The organism is Flavobacterium endoglycinae (assembly GCF_017352115.1).
GTDB lineage: Bacteria > Bacteroidota > Bacteroidia > Flavobacteriales > Flavobacteriaceae > Flavobacterium > Flavobacterium endoglycinae.
The window spans coordinates 1635016-1653081 of record NZ_CP071448.1 but is presented as its reverse complement, the minus strand read 5'-3'; the positions used below and the strand labels follow the sequence as shown (position 1 = coordinate 1653081).

Below are 18066 nucleotides of genomic sequence, written 5' to 3'. Positions count from 1 at the left end.
ACTGCTCTGTTTTACTTTGTATTTTTGCTGTAACAAATATAGTGTTACTAGAATTAATTATCTATTTATATGACAAAGTTAAGTGTAAATATCAATAAAATTGCAACGCTTCGAAATGCCCGAGGCGGAAATGTACCTGATTTATTAAAAGTAGCTGTCGATATTCAGCGATTTGGCGGGCAAGGAATCACGATTCACCCACGCCCAGACGAGCGTCATATCCGCTATCAGGATGCACGTGATTTAAAAGCAATTGTAACAACTGAATATAATATTGAAGGAAATCCGCAGCATAATTTTATTGATTTGGTTTTAGAATGTAAACCAGATCAAGTTACATTGGTTCCAGATGCCATTGGTGCCATTACTTCTTCTGCGGGCTGGGATACCATTAAAAATCAAGAATACTTAACCGAAGTAATTCAGGAATTTCAAAAAAACGGAATCAGAACTTCAATTTTTGTTGATCCGATTCTAGAAATGATCGAAGGTGCTAAAAAAACAGGAACAGATAGAATCGAATTGTATACAGAATCTTTTGCACATCAATATAGTTTAGGAAACGAAAGAGGAATTGATCCGTATGTCGAAGCAGCTAAATTGGCAAACGAATTAGGTTTGGGAATCAATGCAGGACATGATTTGAGTTTAGATAATATCAAATTTTTTAAAGATAATATTCCAGGGTTATTAGAAGTTTCTATCGGCCATGCTTTAATTTCAGAAGCGCTTTATCTTGGTTTGGATAATACGGTAAATATGTATCTTAATAAATTAAAGTAATTCTTTAAAGTAAAAAACAAAAAAATATGCTTTACTCAAAAATAGAAGGCGAAGGAAAACCATTTATAATCATGCATGGGTTTCTGGGAATGTCAGATAACTGGAAAACGCTTGCCGGACAATATGTAGAAGCCGGATTTCAAGTTCATATTTTAGATTTAAGAAACCACGGACGCAGTTTTCATTCAGATGAATGGAGTTACGAAGCAATGGTTCAAGATGTGTTTGAATACTGCCAAGCTAATAATTTAACCCGAGTTGATATTCTTGGGCATTCAATGGGTGGAAAAGTGGCCATGCTTTTTGCGACAACGCATCCTGAAATTGTCGATAAATTAATTGTGGCAGATATTGGTCCGAAATTCTACAAACAACATCATCAGGATATTTTGGCGGGATTAAATGCAGTTGACTTTTCGGTAAAACCAAGCCGAAATGACGTAGAAGAAATCGTATCGCAATATGTTTCTGATTTTGGAACACGTCAGTTTCTGTTGAAAAATCTATATTGGAAAGAACCGGGACAATTGGCGTTTAGATTTAATCTGAAAGCTTTTAATAATAATCTTGATGCAATTGGAAAACCTTTAGCAGATGGATTAGTGTTTGATAAACCAACATTATTTATAAGAGGAGGAAACTCAGGATACATTCAAGATGCCGATGTTGATGCAATTCGCCAGCACTTTCCAAAATTACAGTTAGAGACCATTCCAAATGCAGGACATTGGCTTCATGCCGAAAATCCTAAAATGTTTTTTGAACTAACAGCGGCATTTTTAAAAGAGTAATAATAAATTTTATAGCTCTGATTATAAAGTTTAATGCGATTTTTTTAAATGTTTAAATTTTAATGGGTGTTAATCTTGTAATCTGTGGTAAAAAAAAAGTACTTTTAAATAAATTTAAACCCTGAGAAACTATGAAATTATTACTTAGACTTCTTGTTACTGCCGCTTTGGTTTTGTTATTGTCCAATCTGCTAACGGGGGTTCACGTTGCAAGTTTTGGTACAGCTGTAATTGTTGCAGTAGTTTTAGGATTACTGAATGTTTTTATAAAACCTATTCTGGTCGTATTAACACTTCCCGTAACAGTTATAACACTTGGGTTGTTTTTACTCATCATTAACGCTGTGATTATTTTATTGTGTACAAACATTGTGGGCGGTTTTGCAGTCGATTCGTTCTGGACAGCATTAATATTCAGTATTATTTTATCTATACTGCAGTCTATTACCTATAAAATATTAGGAGACGATAAATAATTAAATTTGAAAGCAGATTAAAACTGCTTCAAATACAATAAATTAAAAACTTGGCTGGGTTGCAAAAATTTTATAATTTTGCAACCCAATTTTATTATGTAAATTAAAGAAGAAGATGGATATTAAAAGAGTAGCAATAGACGCTGTAAACGAGACGATTGTTATGAACGTTGTTCATATGGATTATAAAGGTCAAGTAGCAAAAAGAATTAACGAAAAAATGCCTTTGGCGCAAGTAAAAGGATTTAGAAAAGGGCAAGTGCCTAAAGATCTTGTTGAAAAACAATACGGAAAAGCTATTAAGCAAGAAGAGATCAAAAAAGTAGTTGATTTGGCTTTAGAGCGTTATATTCAATCTGAAAGATTAAATCTTTTAGGAACTCCGCTTCCAAAAGTAAATGAAGATTTTAACTGGGATGCCGAAGAATTAACTTTTGAATATGAAATTGGTTTAGTGCCAAACTTCGAAATTGATTTAGAAGCAAAAAACAATATCGTAAAATATATCGTTACGGCTGATGATAAATTAATCGACGGACAAGTTGAGCGTATTCAAAAACAATTTGGAAAAGCTATTCCTCAAGAAGTATCTGATGCAAACTCTGACTTAACTGGAACTTTCTCAAGCGAAGCAAACGGAATCAACAATACTACTACAATTTCAGTTGGAGCTTTCAGTAAAAAAGCTGGAAAACAATTTGTAGGTAAAAAAGTTGGAGATGTGGTTACAGTAAGTACAAAAGGTTTATTTAATGACGATCACCAATTAATGGATTACTTAAAAGTAGGTCACGAAGGCGTTCACGGTTTAGATGTTGAAGTAAACTTTACTATCGAAGCAATTAACGGTTCTGAACCAGCTGAATTAAATCAAGAGTTATTCGACAAACTTTTTGGTGAAGGAAAAGTAGCTTCTTTAGAAGATTTAAAAGCTAAAATTAAAGAAGATGCTGAAGCTCAATTTGCACAGCAAGCTGACCAAAAATTATTATTAGATGTTCAAGATTTCTTAATCGAAAATACAAAATTCGATTTACCAGCTGAATTCTTAAAAAAATGGTTACAAACTGTTGGTGAGAAAAAATTAACAGCAGAAGAAGCTGAAGTTGAATACGCAAGATCTGAAAAAGGTCTACGTTTCCAATTAATCGAAGGAAAAGCTTTAGCTCAAAGCAATATCCAAATTACATTTGAAGATTTGAAAGAGTTTACATCAAACGCTATCAGACAACAAATGGCTCAATTTGGTCAAACAAATCCAACTGACGAAGAAGTTCAAGGAATTGTGGCTAGAGTATTATCTAACCAAGATGAAGTAAAAAGACTTTCTGAGCAAGTTGTAGCAGCTAAATTATTAGATATCTTCAAAGAAAAAGCAAACCCAACAACAAAAGAGGTTACTTACGATGAATTTATTGCTGCTTCTTACGGAGAATAATTTCTGAAAAATAATTATATTTGAGCGTCGGCAGTTTTCTGCCGACGCTTTTTTTGTTTAAATTTTTGTAGAATGTAATATTCCAAAGTTTTAAAAACTTTGAGCCTTAAAATAAGACATAATGACACTCTTCATAAAAAGGTATGACCTTTGTGGAGATAAAAAATTATACACCAATAAAACGTAAAACAAATACATATGAACTACGGTAAAGAATTTAAAAATTATGCTACAAAGCACCACGGAGTAAATGCCATGTATTATGACAAAATCATCAGCGCTATGACGCCGACGAATTTAACTCCAAATATTATTGAAGAACGCCAGTTAAATGTTTCTATCCTTGACGTTTTCTCAAGATTAATGATGGACAGAATCATTTTTTTAGGAACTGGTATCGATGACCAGATTGCAAATGTTGTACAAGCGCAGTTATTATTCTTAGAAAGTGCAGATGCATCAAAAGATATCCAGATTTATTTAAACTCTCCAGGAGGAAGCGTTTATGCAGGTTTAGGAATTTATGATACCATGCAATTCATCAAACCAGACGTAGCGACAATCTGTACAGGAATGGCAGCTTCTATGGGAGCAGTATTATTATGTGCAGGAGCAGCAGGAAAACGTTCTGCATTACCACATTCACGTGTAATGATTCACCAGCCATCAGGAGGAGCACAAGGTGTTGCTACAGATATGGAAATCAACCTACGTGAAATGTTGAAACTAAAAGACGAATTGTACCATATTATTTCTCAGCATTCAGGACAATCTTTCGAAAGAGTTCATAAAGACAGTGAGCGTGACTACTGGATGATTGCTGATGAAGCAAAAGAATATGGTATGATCGATGAAGTATTAAGAAGAGGATAATTCTTAAACATAAAGTTTGTTTCAGATTTAAAGTTGTTTAATTAACTTGAAACCTGAAACTTGAAACAAAAAAATAAAAAATATTAAGCTGTAAAGAGTTAAGTTTTAAAGTTTTAGTTTAGAAAAGCTTAGAAACTTAGTATCTTTGCAGCTTAGTAACTTAAATAAAGAATGGCAAAAGTAGTATTAGAATGTTCGTTTTGTGGAAGAAAAAAGCCAGAAACTAATTTATTAATTGCCGGCATTAATGCACATATCTGTGATAAGTGTATTGAGCAGGCGCACGGAATTGTACTAGAAGAATTAAAGTCCAGCGGAAGTGCGAAATTGGTTGGTGATTTAATTTTAAAGAAACCAAAAGAAATCAGATCTTTCTTGGATCAATACGTTATTGGTCAAGACCAGACCAAAAAAGTAATGTCAGTTGCGGTTTACAATCACTACAAACGTTTAATGCAGCAGCAATTAGATGATGAAGTAGAAATTGAAAAAAGCAACATCATTATGGTTGGTCAGACCGGAACAGGAAAAACATTGGTTGCGAAAACAATCGCTAAAATGTTAGACGTTCCTTTGGCTATTGTTGATGCAACTGTATTAACAGAAGCAGGTTACGTGGGAGAAGATGTAGAAAGCATCCTAACCCGTTTATTACAAGCAGCAGATTACGATGTAACCAAAGCTGAAAGAGGAATCGTATTTATTGATGAAATTGATAAAATTGCCCGTAAGAGCGATAATCCATCAATTACACGTGACGTTTCTGGTGAAGGAGTACAGCAGGCACTTCTTAAATTATTAGAAGGAACTGTGGTAAACGTACCTCCAAAAGGCGGACGTAAACACCCAGACCAGAAGTTTGTTGAAGTTAACACACAAAACATCCTGTTTATTGCAGGAGGAGCTTTTGATGGAGTAGAACGTATTATTTCTAAACGTTTAAACCGTCAGGCAGTAGGGTATTCAACTTCTAAAAATGTAGATAATATTGACAAAAATAATTTATTGCAATATATTGTTCCTAAAGATATCAAAGACTTTGGTTTGATCCCTGAAATTATTGGTCGTCTTCCGGTATTAACCCACATGGATCCTTTAGATAAAGAAACGCTTCGTGCTATTCTAACACAACCTAAAAATGCATTGGTAAAACAATACCAAAAATTATTCTTAATGGATGAGGTTGAATTTAGCATTACTGATGAAGCTTTGGATTTTATTGTCGATAAAGCTTTAGAATACAAATTAGGAGCTCGTGGATTACGTTCGTTATGTGAAGCCATCTTAACAGACGCTATGTACGAACTGCCAAGTTCTGATGACAAAGTACTGTCAATCGATAAAGATTATGCAGAACATACTTTAAGTAAAAATCTTTTGAAGCGTATGGAAATTGCTTCTTAATTTTTTAAAAGATATTGCTCTAAAACCTGTTCATTTCGAACAGGTTTTTTTATGCATTTTTTATAGTAAAGACGCACTGCTTGCTGTCATCTATACAAAAATGAATTTTACTATTGAACCCTAAACTTCTCTCGATACTCAATAGGCTTCATACCAACCATTTTATAAAACACTTTTCTAAAAGCTTTTGGATCGTTGTAACCCGTTTTTTCGATAATTTCTGAAATAGAAAGCTGGGTTTGTTCCAAATATTTCTTAGAACTTTCAACTCGAATATTTTGCAGATATTCAATGGGCGGAATTCCCGTAACTTGTTTAAATCGGCGAGTCATGTTTCGAGTGCTGGTTGGAATATCTTTTGTGATTTCTTCCAATTTCTCTATAGAATGATATTGGCTTTCGATTTTTTGCTGCAGCATTGCCACCAAAGTATCATTGTGCAAATGATTCGGTCTAAAAGTACTGAAATAACTCTGTTTATAACGATTTAAATCAATTGAAAAAATCTTCGCAATCTGCACGGCAATTTCATTACCACAATATTTTTGAACCAATAAAATTAGTAAATGAAAAGTTGAAGTCGAACCTCCGCTCGTATATAAACTTCCATCAGCAGTTAATGTTTCTTCAGGTTTTAACTTCACAAGAGGAAAAGCTTTCGTAAAAGCACTGCAAGCATCAACATGAGTGGTTGCCAGTTTTTCATTTAATAATCCTGATGCAGCAAATAAAAAAGCTCCTGTACAAAAACTGGCCAGTTCGGCGCCATTTTGATGTTGTTTCTTCAGCCACGGAATAAATTTTTTATTCTTAGCAATCATTTCGCTCATATTATCTGTAGTAAAAGCTGGAATCAAAATAAGATCTAAGGCAATATCAGAATCTTCAATTGCGTTGGATTTATAACCAAAAGAAGTTTCCTGAGTAATTTGTTCAGTTAGCTGAAAAATCATGATATCAAATGTTTTTTCGGCTTTAGAACTCAATTTATTAGCTGTTTCAAATACTTCTAAAATGGCGGCAACACTCAGTAATTTATAGTCGTGAGGTATGATTAATCCTAACTTAGTGCTCATAATTTGTGGTTTTTTGGAAATTAACTTCAAACACAAAAGTAGGTAAAATTGTCTTAAATGCCCCTAAAGTTGACTTTTATTAGCACATCAGACAATTCTTAATATTTTAAATTTGCTATAAATAATTTGTAATTTTATATAATATGGACACAAAAATTTTCTTAAATCTTCCCGTAAAAGATTTAAATCGAGCGATATCCTTTTTTAATGATCTTGGTTTTCCAACCAATCCAAAATTTACAAATGAACAAGGAGCTTGTATCGTTATTAGTGAAAATATCAATGTAATGATTTTGGTTGAAGAGTTTTATTTAACTTTTACCAAGAAGCAAATTTGTGATGCCGCTAAAGCGAGCGAAGTGCTTATTTCGATTTCATTGGATTCTCGCGAAAAAGTAGATGAAATGCTGGAAAAAGCGGTTAAAGCCGGCGGAACAGATTATATTCCTGCAAAAGATTATGGATGGATGTACCAAAGAACTTTTCTGGATGTAGACGGACATCATTGGGAAGTTTTCTTTATGGATGAAAGCCAGATTCCGAATCAAATGTAAGGTATGATTAAAGTTCAAAATACAATCGATTCATCAATAGAGAAAGTCTGGAATTTGTGGACGTCTCCTGAACATATTCAAAAATGGAATTATGCTTTTGAAGAATGGTATACGCCTTACGCCGAAAATGATTTGCAGGTAAATGGTAAATTTAAATATGAAATGGGCACAAAGGATAAAAGTGAAGGATTTGATTTTGAAGGGATATATACGAAACTAGAAAAATTTCGATTGATAGAATATAAGCTATTGGATAACAGAACAGGAGCTATTTATTTTGAAGAAATTGGCAGCAAAGTCAAACTTACAGAAGTATTTGAACCTACAAAAGAAGATTCTGAAAGTATGCAGAAACAATGGTGTCAAAACGTAATTGATAACTTTAAAAAATACGTTGAAAGTATTTAAAACAATAAAAATCTAAAATATAATGCATTATGATAACAATAAAAAACACTGTTAACGCATCGCTTGATAAAGTTTGGAATTTCTGGAATACTCCTGAACACATTACAAAATGGAGTTTTGCTTCGCCAGACTGGCACACGCCTTATGCTGAAGCCGATTTAAGAGAAGGCGGAAAATTTAAATCGACAATGGCAGCGAAAGACGGCAGTATGAGTTTCCATTTTGAAGGTGAATTTACTTTAGTTAAACCAAATGAAGCACTTTCGTATGTGATGGGGGATGGCCGAAAAGTTGAAATTACGTTTACGCAGACTCCGGAAGGTGTTGAAATTATTGAAAGTTTCGAACCTGAAACACAAAATTCAGAAGAAATGCAGCGTGCCGGATGGCAGGCTATTTTGGATAATTTTAAAAATTATATTGAAGCAAATTAACGTTCAAAGTATAGATTCACAAGGCTTAAAGGTTATAAATAAACTCAAAATAACTTACATTACTATATGGTTTAAAAAAAAAATAATTATCTAACAAAAAAAAACAAAAAACAATGACAAAACAAATTTGGTTAAATCTGCCAGTCAAAAACGTGGCAAGAGCAAAAGATTTTTTCTGGAAAATAGGTTTCTCATTCAATGAACAGCACGACACACCAAATTCGACCTGTATGGTTGTTGGAGAAAATCATTTTGTAGTAATGCTCTTTGAGGAAATTCTTTTTTCTGGTTTTTCTCAAAATGCTATTACTGATACAAAATCAAGTTCAGAAATATTGATTTCTATTGATGCCGAGAGCAAAGAAGAAGTAGATGAACTGGCCAAAAAAGTTGAAGAAGCCGGTGGAACTCTTTTTGCTCAGCCTGCCGAAAGTCAGGGCTGGATGTATGGTTTTGGTTTTGCCGATTTAGACGGTCATCGTTGGAATGTTTTATTCATGGATTTCAGTAAACTTTCTTAATTATGGAAACATTAGAATTTACAGTAAAAATCAAAACTAACCCAGACAAAGTCTGGAAAGTTTTATGGGAAGATGAAACGTATAAAAAATGGACAAGTGTATTTTGCGAAGGTTCATATACAGTAAGCGATTGGAACGAAGGTGACAAAATACATTTTATGTCGCCAAACGGAGAAGGAATGAATAGTATTATTGAAAAGAAAATTCCAAACGAATATATGGCTTTTAAGCATATAGGTGAAATAAAAGATTTTAAGGAGCAGCCTCTTGATGAAGAAACAAAAAAGTGGAGCGGCGCAATGGAAACTTATCGGTTAATTCCAAATGGAGAATTTACAGATTTAGTAGCTAAGGTCGATGCTGGCGAGAAATTTGTTGATTATTTTAAAGATGTCTTTCCTAAAGGTCTTGAAGTAGTAAAGCAATTATCCGAGGAAAATTAGACGAATTTTAGCATTCACAATTCATAATTTACAATTAACAATTAAAAAAATATCATGGCAGCAATAAACCCATACTTAATCTTTAATGGAACGTGCGAAGAGGCGTTTCTATTTTATAAATCAGTTTTTGGCGGCGAATTTCCATATATTGGAAAATATAAAGATGCTCCAGCAGAAGAAGGAGAAGTACTTTCTGAAGAAGCATTGAATCGAATCATGCACGTATCACTTCCAATTGGAAATACCATTTTAATGGGAAGCGATTCACATCCAAGATATGGAGATGTAGGTTTTGGCGATAACTTCTCCATTTCTATCAATACAGAAAGCACTGAAGAAGCAGATCGCATTTTTAATGGACTTTCAGCTGGAGGAAAAGTGGAAATGCCAATGAATAAAACATTTTGGGGAGCCTATTTTGGAATGTTCAAAGACAAATTCGGCGTTAACTGGATGGTAAATTTCGATGAAAATGAAGGAAATAAATAACTAAAAAGTTACGTTATTTTAATAATAAAACAGAATTGTTAAATTACTTGAAAAAGCGCATGAATATGCGCTTTTTCTTTGCAAAAAAACAAGGATTATTCTTTTTTATAACCAAGAGATTGCCGATTTTTGTCGCTTTCAAAATCAATACGATACAATGGCAGTAGAGGATAATAAAGAAATAATTTTATTAAAAGTTTCTGGACACGATAAAATAGGGGTTACAGCAGGTTTAACAGCTGTACTGGCAGCGTACGATGCTAATATTTTAGATATTGGCCAAGCCGATATTCACGATACTCTTTCTTTGGGAATTTTATTCGAAATTGCAGCAGGTTCTTCTTCTGCTCCCGTTTTAAAAGATTTACTATTCAAAGCGTATGAGCTGGAAATCAAAGTGAAATTTATTCCGATTTCTATAGATGATTACGAGAAATGGGTAAAATCTCAATCTAAACAACGCTACATCATTAATATTTTGGGAGAAAAACTAGCCGCTTCTCAATTAGCCGCAGTAACCAAAATAATGTCAGATCAAAATCTCAATATTGACTCTATCATAAGACTTACAGGAAGAACTTCAATTGTTGAAAAAGAACAATATCCTCGTTCTTGTATTCAATTATCTGTAACAGGTGAAATTGTAAATAAAATTGTCATGACGGCAAGTTTTATGGAAATTTCAAGAACTTTAAACGTTGATATTTCTTTCCAAGAAGATAATATTTACAGAAGAAATCGTCGTTTAGTATGCTTCGATATGGATTCTACTTTGATCCAGACAGAAGTTATTGACGAACTGGCAGAATTAAATGGAGTAGGAGATCAAGTTCGTGCCATTACCGAATCAGCCATGAATGGTGAAATTGATTTCAACGAAAGTTTTAAAAAACGTATGGCTTTGCTTGAAGGTTTAAGCGAAGAAGTATTGCAGAAAGTAGCCGTAAATTTACCCATTACACAAGGTGCGCATCGTTTGATGAAAGCCTTAAAATATTACGGATATAAAACTGCCATCCTATCTGGAGGATTTACCTATTTTGGAGAATACCTTCAAAAAGAATTAGGAATCGATTACGTTCACGCGAATCAACTAGAAATTAAAGATGGTAAGTTAACGGGTAAATACTTAGGTGATATTGTTGACGGACAAAAGAAAGCAGAACATCTTAAGGCTATTGCCGAAAAAGAGGGAATTCACATTAACCAGACCATTGCAGTTGGCGACGGAGCAAACGATTTGCCAATGCTGAACTTAGCAGGTCTTGGCATCGCTTTTCATGCTAAACCAAAAGTAAAAGAAAGTGCTTCAACTTCAATTTCGAGTCTCGGTCTTGACGGAGTTTTATACTTATTAGGATACCACGACAGATATATTGATATGATGTAGTTGTCATTCTGAACGAAGTAAAATGGATTTGCCTTCAAAAAAGGCTTCAACTTCGATCAGCCTGACAAACAAAAATCAACATATTTTTCATTTCATAAAAAACAAAACCTCAGTTTTCAATAAGCTGAGGTTTTTTTATTTAGAAAAGGTCTGTATTATTTACGAGATTCTATTTCTTTTGTGATTTCTTTCAAATTTTTAAGATTTAAAATAAGTATGGGAAGCAAAGCAATAGGAACCACATTGGCAACGCTGAAACCTTTAATAAAAACAATGAACAAATTAGAAATGAGCGAAAAAAAGAGCACAACTCCAAAAGTATAAGTCAGCGTTTTTAAAGTCTTGTGGTTTTTAACTAATTCCTCATTAGTCATTGCACTGTATTTCTTTTTATCGGCCATTTTTAAATAGAATTATCTTTTACACACATTTCTTTTAATTGTTCGAGATAATCTCTTTGATTCGAAAGTCTTGGGATTTTATTTTGTCCGCCCAATTTGTCGCGCTCTTTCAACCAGTCGTAAAACAGATTTTCACGCGCCACATTAATCACCAAAGGATTTAAGGTCATATTGTTATAACGTTTTGCTTCGTAATCAGAATTTAGGGTTTGAAGCGTTTCGTCTAATACTTTTTGGAAAAGACCCACGTCGGCTGGTTTTTTCTTGAATTCAATCATCCATTCGTGAGCGCCTTTTTCTTTGTCCTGCATAAAAATAGGAGCAACCGTATAATCGATAACTTCAGTTTGTGTAATTTGACAGGCTTTTGCAATAGCTTGATCGGTGTTTTCAACCATTAATTCTTCACCAAAAACATTAATATGATGTTTGGTTCTTCCAGTAACGCGTATTCTGTACGGATTTAGAGAAGTAAAACGAACTGTATCGCCAATTAAATAACGCCACAAACCAGAATTCGTAGTAATCACAATGGCGTAGTTTTTATTCAATTCGACTTCAGAAAGAGGAATTACTTTTTGATTTGTCGACCCAAAAGTATCCATCGGGATAAATTCATAGAATATCCCGTAATCCAGCATCAACAGTAAATCACTTGAATTATTCAAATCTTGAATAGCAAAAAAACCTTCAGATGCGTTGTAAATTTCGTAATATCTAAAATCGTTGCTTGGCAGTAATTTTTTATATTGTTCTTTGTAAGGAGAAAAACTTACTCCGCCGTGAAAATATACTTCAAGATTTGGCCACAATTCCAGCAGACTTTGTTTGCCGGTATTTTCCAAAACCTTATTCATTAAAACCAGCATCCAGGAAGGAACCCCTGCGAAACTCGTCACATTTTCGTTTTTAGTTTCGTTAATAATAGCAGCAATTTTGGCTTCCCATTCGCTCATTAACGATGTTTTACTGCTTGGTGTACTGCTGAATTCAGCCCAAATGGGCATGTTTTCAATTAAAATTGCCGATAAGTCTCCAAAAAAAGTATTATTGTTTTCATAAATCTGGGAACTTCCGCCTAAGCGAAGACTTTTTCCTAAAAACAATTCAGAATCTTCATTGTTGTTCAAATACAAGCACAATAAATCTTTGCTTCCTTTATAATGACAATCTTCAAGAGCTTCTGTACTTACCGGAATAAATTTACTTTTAGCATTGGTTGTTCCGCTTGATTTGGCAAACCATTTTATAGGAGATTCCCAAAAAACATTTTGTTCTCCCTGACGAGTACGTTCGATTAAAGGCTGTAATTCTTCGTAAGTAGCAATAGGAACTCTTTCTGCAAAAGTTTTATAAGAGTTGATAGACTCAAAATCATATTTTTTTCCAATAACCGTATTTTCTGATGCCGTTAATAAATTATGCAATAGTTCTTCCTGAACTTCATTTGGATATTTTAAAAAAAGTTCTATTTGATGTATCCTTTGCTTAAGGACCCAAGATGCAAAAGAGTTTATTATAGATAAAGGCATGAAAAAAGTGGTTTTTGATGTTAGCTTTTACGTTTGGATGTAAAATCCAGAAACTTAAAATTTGAATATCAATAGACAAATCTTAACTTTGCTGTCATATCAAAAATAGTGTTTTTTGTAATAAAAAACACGCTGATTAAGCTAAAGATTTAACTCAATAGAAAAAGATTTCACGAATTAGAGGCCATGCTTTTTAAGCAGATTTTATATCCAATACTAAAACTTTCAATTTTAAATTAAAATGACATATCAAGGAGTACTTACCAAAATGCAGACTGAATTAGGAAATCCAATTCAATATTACCTAGTTTTTGAAGACAGCTTTTTGAATGTTAATCAGTTATTAGATAAAGAAATTGAAATTAGCTTTGCAGGATTTCAGTGTTTAAACTGCCAGAAAAAGAAAAAAATCTACAGACAAGGATTCTGTTACGAGTGTTTTTATTCAAGCCCGGCAGTTGGCGACTGGATTATGAAACCAGAACTAAGCACCGCCCATTTAGGAATTGCCGATCGTGATTTAGAATACGAGCAGAAAGCACAATTACAGCCTCATATTGTTTATCTGGCTTTGTCAAGTGAAATAAAAGTAGGGGTAACTCGTAAAACACAAGTTCCAACACGATGGATCGATCAAGGTGCAACACAGGCCATTGCTATTGTTGAGGTGCCCAATCGCTATTTGGCCGGAATTACCGAGGTCGCTTTGAAAAACCATTATGCAGATAAAACCAATTGGCGAAAAATGCTGCAATGTACAGCAGAATCATGTGATTTGGTTTTAGAAAAATCAAAAGTGGAAAGCTTGATTCCATTTGAAGTGAAGGACTATTTCTACAGTCAGAAAAATGATATTTACGAATTGAAATATCCAATTCTAACTTATCCCGCAAAAGTGGCAAGCTTGAATCTAGATAAAACCCCAACTTTTCAAGGAAAATTAGTAGGGATTAAAGGGCAGTACCTGATTTTCGAAAACGGGACTGTTTTTAATATTCGTGGTTCAGAGGGCTATGTTGTAAATATAAACGTCTAGTAGTATCGACTCTCCGTCTATTACTTTGAGGCATTTGTAGAATAGTCTCGAATAAATGTAATTAACTTTATATTTTAGGGGCTTTCTGAAATAAAAGATGTGAGTTTTGGTAAATTTTTTTACAATTTTGTAATGTTTGCTTATTCAAAGAATTTAATTTTAGGAAAAATTTAACTTATATTTGGTAAGTTCTAAGAAACGACCACCAAATTTACAAACAAACTTAATTCTAAAAACAATTTTAATTGAATGGGTAACTTAAACAAAGTTAACGTAGTCAGGCGCGGTTTAATGCGTGTTCTAACTAAAAACATCGGGGCTTCAAACGCTTCAAAAAGTGGAACGATTGATAAAAGCAAAATAAAAAAGGTCTTAATCTGTAGACCAAACGGCAGATTAGGAAACCTGCTTTTAATTACGCCGCTTATTCAGGAAGTTTCTAATACCTTTCCTGGATGCACAATTGATGTATTTGTAAAAGGAACGCTTGCTCCCATTGTATTTGAAAAATATGAGAATGTCGATAAAATAATCGATCTTCCTAAAAAACCTTTTAAAGAATTAATCCGCTACTTAAAAGTGTGGACATTGATCAGAAAACAGAATTACGACTTAGTAGTAAATGTTGATCAAAACTCTTCCTCTGGCAGACTTGCCGTGCAGTTTTCAACTGCGAAATATAAATTTTTTGGCGATCTTCCAGAAAATGTAAACTTAAACTTTGACGATTACGATCATATTGCAAAATATCCGGTTTATAATTTCAGATATTTTTTGAGCCAGTTTGGTATTGAAGACCACAAAAAACCTGTAGAACTTATTGATTTAAAATTAACGCAGGATGAAATTAACAAGGGTAAAAATATTTTAGACGGAATTATCGACAATCAGAAAAAAACAATTGCGATTTTTACTTTTGCTACAGGCGCAAAATGTTTTTCGGTTGAATGGTGGGAAGAATTTTATTCGGCATTAAAAAAAGAATATCCAGATCATAATATTTTCGAAGTGCTTCCAGTTGAAAATGTTTCGCAGATTAACTTTCAAGCGCCTTCTTTTTACAGCAAAGACGTCCGCGAAATTGGATCTGTTTTAGCGAATGTTGATGTTTTTGTGGGAGCTGACAGCGGTATTATGCACTTATCAAGTGCTTCCAAAACATCGACCGTTGGATTGTTTTCTATTTCAAATTTAAAGAAATATGAGCCTTACGGAAACAACAGCGTAGGAATTGATACGAATACACTTGGAATTCCAGATTACATAAAAGCAATAAACAAAATCCTGAACGCTTAATTCAGGATCTGTATAAAAAGAAACGGCTCCGAAATTTCGGAGCCGTTTTTATTTGAAATAAACTTTTATTAGTTTTTCTTTTTGAAAAGACCATTAATTAAGTCACTTGCTTTTTTTGTAGCTTCTTGTGTCTTTTGTTCTTTTTCAGTTTTCGCCGCCTGAGTAGTGTCTTTCGCTTTTGTATTTTTATTGATTAAATCCGTAAGCGCAGAAGTACCTTTTTGAGTCAGCTTTTCTTTTTGTTGATTCACCAGCTGAGTAGTTAAATTATTAACTGCTGTTTTCATATCAGTACTGATTTTCGGATTAGAAAAATTACCAGTTAACATAGCTGTTATTGGAATGTTGTCTAATTTCGCGGCATCAGAAGGAGATAATTTTGCAATCAAAGCATTAGCTTCAGTACCCAAATATTTAGCCGGAACATCTAATTTTAAATTGTAGTTCATGTTTTGGTCAAAACCATGCGTACCGCCAACTGTAATTTTAATGTCTTGATATTTAATGTCAAATGGTTTTACATTTACTTTTCCATCATCAAATGTCAATGCCATTTTCAAGTCGTTTAAATTCAATTTGTTTGCATCAAGGAATTTGATGTTTGAAGTCAATGAATTTAATACAGTAGAATTTTTAGCGTTTACAGTAGTCGAAAGTAATTGTCCTAACAAATCCCCTGATAAAGATTTTAAATCTGGAGTTAATTCTTTCGCATCTAAATTTCCGTTTAATTTGATCGTCGAATTTAATTTACCATTAATGATTCCAGCAATTGGAGCAATTTTTTTCATCATGTCTAATTGCGTAAAAGTCTGCGCAATATCCACTTGATTGAAACCTAAATTCATGTCGAATGTTGGTACTTTTGATTTAGTAGAAACAGCACCAGTTAAGCCAATTGTTCCTCCAAAAATTGAGGTTCTAAAGTTCTCAAGCTGTGCTTTTTCATCTTTAATAATCAATTTACCAGAAACATCTTTTAGTTTTAAATTGTCATATAAAACCGTAGTTGCTTTTGCATTTAAAGTACAGTTTAAGAAAGCCGGAATTTTCATTGCTTCAGCTGGTTTTGCTGGAGTTTTGGTTTCTTCTTTTGCCGGTTCTCCCGAAGTCATGAAATCATCAACAGCCAATTGATTTGAACTCATATTGAAGTTTCCTCTCAATTCTTGTTTTTTGAACATGAAACCGTAGAAATTTTCTAAAACACCATTAATGCTAATGTCACTTTTTCCTGTTGTCGCATCAAATTGTTTCAAGTTGATTTTACTTGGATTGAACTCTACTAAAGCCGTGCTGATGTTCATTGACTTGTTATTTTCATCAGTATATTTAAATCCTGATAAACTCATTGTTCCAGCATTTTTTATGTTTTGATACTGACTTTTTTCAACAGAAGCCATATCAAAATTAGTCGTAACGTCTGCTTTTAAAATACCAGCCAGAGGTTTGTCCATTTTAATTGGATATGCTTTTGAAAGATTCGCTAGGTTAATCGTTCCTTTCAAAGCGGCATCAACAATAGGATTAACAGTAATGTTTTTGATATTCGCTTTTGCGCTAAAAACATCTTGATCGATTCTAAAAGATAATTTGTCTAGGTTTACATAAGTATCGTTTAGAATTCCGGTTTCGTTGATAATTTTCGTATCGATTACAATATTCTGAACTGATTTTGGAAGGTTCGGATATTGGAATGAAGCATTATTGGAAGCAATCGCAATGTTGAATTTTGGAACAGTTGTATCTGTTAATTCTCCTTTTGCAAAACCAACTACTGTAAAATCTCCCGTTGTTTTTACACCATCAAGACTTGAAGCGTAAGCAGCAGGAATTAGTCCTAAGAAATTCGTAAATGAAGAAGTAGGCGTTTTAAACTTCAAATCGTAAATCTGTGCTTTTTCAGCCATTTGAATGAATCCATCAAATTCTAAAGGAAGCTGATTGATTAAGGCTTTGTTTTCTTTAAAAGTGTATTTACTTTTTTCTAAGTCAATTCCTAAAATCGCATCCAAAGTTAATTTTATGTTTTTCATATAATTAACCTTGTCCATATCCAAAGATACGTTTGCAGTAGTTTTGGTATTTAAATCAAGAACTGAATTGGTAAAATCTCCTGTTCCTTCATGATTTAGACTATCAATAACCATTTTAATTTTAGAACCCTGATCGATATATCTAAAAGTGAAGTTCTCTATTTTATAGTTTTGAATTTTTAAAGAAAGCGGACTGCTTTTGTCGTCTTTTTTATCTTCGCTCTTCTTGTCTTTTAAAGCAATATCAAAGTTTCCAACACCATCTTTATTGAAAATAATATTGATTAAACCATTTTCAGAAGTAATACCTTCAATGTTTAATGGTTCGTCTTTTCCTTTGAAAAGTTCTTTGATACTCATTTTAAGGTTTAATTCTCCCAATGAAACCAAAGTATCTCCTTCAAAAGGCGCTTTGTTAATGATAACCAGTTTTTCGATTCCAACTGCTGCATTTGGGAAGTTTTTAAACAAACTTAAATCAGCATCGGCAAAGCTTACTTTGGCATCAACACTTTCGTTGATTGCATCGGCAATTTTGGCTTTGATCTGATCCTTGAACAAAAACGGAATGGCAAATAATGCGGCCACAAAAACCACAATTACAATGGCGGTTACTTTTAAAATTTTCTTTAGCATATTTATAGATTTGAGGTTTACTTTTGAAAATTGACTCTTTGCAAAAATA

19 protein-coding genes are annotated in these 18066 nt (G+C 33.3%); 15 read left to right on the top strand and 4 right to left on the bottom strand.

Annotated elements, in window-relative coordinates:
- Positions 1 to 69: 69 nt before the first annotated feature.
- From J0383_RS07105 to clpX, 6 genes are all read left to right on the top strand, one after another.
- Positions 70 to 783: a pyridoxine 5'-phosphate synthase gene (locus tag J0383_RS07105; protein ID WP_207297722.1), complete on the top strand. Its 714-nt coding sequence runs from the start codon at positions 70 to 72 to the stop codon at positions 781 to 783.
- Between the two features lie 26 nt (positions 784 to 809).
- Positions 810 to 1574 (top strand): alpha/beta fold hydrolase, encoded by a 765-nt coding sequence (locus tag J0383_RS07100; RefSeq protein ID WP_207297721.1) that lies wholly within the window; start codon positions 810 to 812, stop codon positions 1572 to 1574.
- A gap of 131 nt (positions 1575 to 1705) precedes the next feature.
- Positions 1706 to 2050: a phage holin family protein gene (locus J0383_RS07095; protein ID WP_207297720.1), complete on the top strand. Its 345-nt coding sequence runs from the start codon at positions 1706 to 1708 to the stop codon at positions 2048 to 2050.
- Positions 2051 to 2165: 115 nt separating this feature from the next.
- Positions 2166 to 3488 carry a trigger factor gene (locus J0383_RS07090; protein ID WP_207297719.1) on the top strand — a complete coding sequence of 441 codons (1323 nt, stop codon included), beginning with the start codon at positions 2166 to 2168 and terminating at the stop codon, positions 3486 to 3488.
- A gap of 198 nt (positions 3489 to 3686) precedes the next feature.
- Positions 3687 to 4361: an ATP-dependent Clp endopeptidase proteolytic subunit ClpP gene (gene clpP / locus J0383_RS07085; protein ID WP_207297718.1), complete on the top strand. Its 675-nt coding sequence runs from the start codon at positions 3687 to 3689 to the stop codon at positions 4359 to 4361.
- A gap of 171 nt (positions 4362 to 4532) precedes the next feature.
- A complete protein-coding gene (clpX, locus tag J0383_RS07080) occupies positions 4533 to 5765 on the top strand; it encodes an ATP-dependent Clp protease ATP-binding subunit ClpX (RefSeq protein WP_207297717.1) in 1233 nt (410 codons plus the stop codon).
- A 110-nt stretch (positions 5766 to 5875) separates the two neighbouring features.
- On the opposite strand, the gene J0383_RS07075 is transcribed toward clpX, so the two are convergent.
- A complete protein-coding gene (locus J0383_RS07075) occupies positions 5876 to 6841 on the bottom strand; it encodes a GlxA family transcriptional regulator (protein ID WP_207297716.1) in 966 nt (321 codons plus the stop codon).
- A gap of 143 nt (positions 6842 to 6984) precedes the next feature.
- Here J0383_RS07075 and J0383_RS07070 point away from each other — a divergent pair, with 143 nt between their 5' ends.
- From J0383_RS07070 to serB, 7 genes are all read left to right on the top strand, one after another.
- Positions 6985 to 7395: a VOC family protein gene (locus J0383_RS07070; protein WP_207297715.1), complete on the top strand. Its 411-nt coding sequence runs from the start codon at positions 6985 to 6987 to the stop codon at positions 7393 to 7395.
- Positions 7396 to 7398: 3 nt separating this feature from the next.
- A complete protein-coding gene (locus J0383_RS07065; protein ID WP_207297714.1) occupies positions 7399 to 7803 on the top strand; it encodes an SRPBCC domain-containing protein in 405 nt (134 codons plus the stop codon).
- 29 nt (positions 7804 to 7832) lie between these two features.
- A complete protein-coding gene (locus J0383_RS07060; protein WP_207297713.1) occupies positions 7833 to 8237 on the top strand; it encodes an SRPBCC family protein in 405 nt (134 codons plus the stop codon).
- A 113-nt stretch (positions 8238 to 8350) separates the two neighbouring features.
- Positions 8351 to 8758: a VOC family protein gene (locus J0383_RS07055; RefSeq protein ID WP_207297712.1), complete on the top strand. Its 408-nt coding sequence runs from the start codon at positions 8351 to 8353 to the stop codon at positions 8756 to 8758.
- A 2-nt stretch (positions 8759 to 8760) separates the two neighbouring features.
- Positions 8761 to 9201: an SRPBCC family protein gene (locus J0383_RS07050; protein ID WP_207297711.1), complete on the top strand. Its 441-nt coding sequence runs from the start codon at positions 8761 to 8763 to the stop codon at positions 9199 to 9201.
- Between the two features lie 54 nt (positions 9202 to 9255).
- Complete coding sequence (locus J0383_RS07045; protein WP_207297710.1) at positions 9256 to 9690, top strand: VOC family protein; 435 nt, start codon at positions 9256 to 9258, stop codon at positions 9688 to 9690.
- A gap of 157 nt (positions 9691 to 9847) precedes the next feature.
- On the top strand, positions 9848 to 11080 hold the full coding sequence (gene serB, locus J0383_RS07040; protein WP_207297709.1) for a phosphoserine phosphatase SerB: 1233 nt from the start codon (positions 9848 to 9850) through the stop codon (positions 11078 to 11080).
- Positions 11081 to 11235: 155 nt separating this feature from the next.
- Here the strand turns inward: serB and J0383_RS07035 are convergent, their stop codons facing one another.
- Together J0383_RS07035 and J0383_RS07030 are read right to left on the bottom strand one after the other, a co-directional pair.
- A complete protein-coding gene (locus tag J0383_RS07035) occupies positions 11236 to 11481 on the bottom strand; it encodes a redox-active disulfide protein 2 (protein ID WP_207297708.1) in 246 nt (81 codons plus the stop codon).
- Between the two features lie 2 nt (positions 11482 to 11483).
- Positions 11484 to 13013, bottom strand: a complete 1530-nt coding sequence (locus tag J0383_RS07030) for a GH3 auxin-responsive promoter family protein (RefSeq protein WP_207297707.1) — start codon at positions 13011 to 13013, stop codon at positions 11484 to 11486.
- A 241-nt stretch (positions 13014 to 13254) separates the two neighbouring features.
- On the opposite strand from J0383_RS07030, the gene J0383_RS07025 reads away from it, so the two are divergent.
- On the top strand, positions 13255 to 14049 hold the full coding sequence (locus J0383_RS07025) for a DUF2797 domain-containing protein (RefSeq protein WP_207297706.1): 795 nt from the start codon (positions 13255 to 13257) through the stop codon (positions 14047 to 14049).
- Between the two features lie 249 nt (positions 14050 to 14298).
- Positions 14299 to 15345, top strand: coding sequence for a glycosyltransferase family 9 protein (locus tag J0383_RS07020; RefSeq protein WP_207297705.1), 1047 nt, complete (start codon positions 14299 to 14301; stop codon positions 15343 to 15345).
- Positions 15346 to 15413: 68 nt separating this feature from the next.
- Here J0383_RS07020 and J0383_RS07015 read toward each other — a convergent pair whose 3' ends face one another.
- Positions 15414 to 18017: an AsmA-like C-terminal region-containing protein gene (locus J0383_RS07015; RefSeq protein WP_207297704.1), complete on the bottom strand. Its 2604-nt coding sequence runs from the start codon at positions 18015 to 18017 to the stop codon at positions 15414 to 15416.
- Positions 18018 to 18066 lie beyond the last annotated feature (49 nt).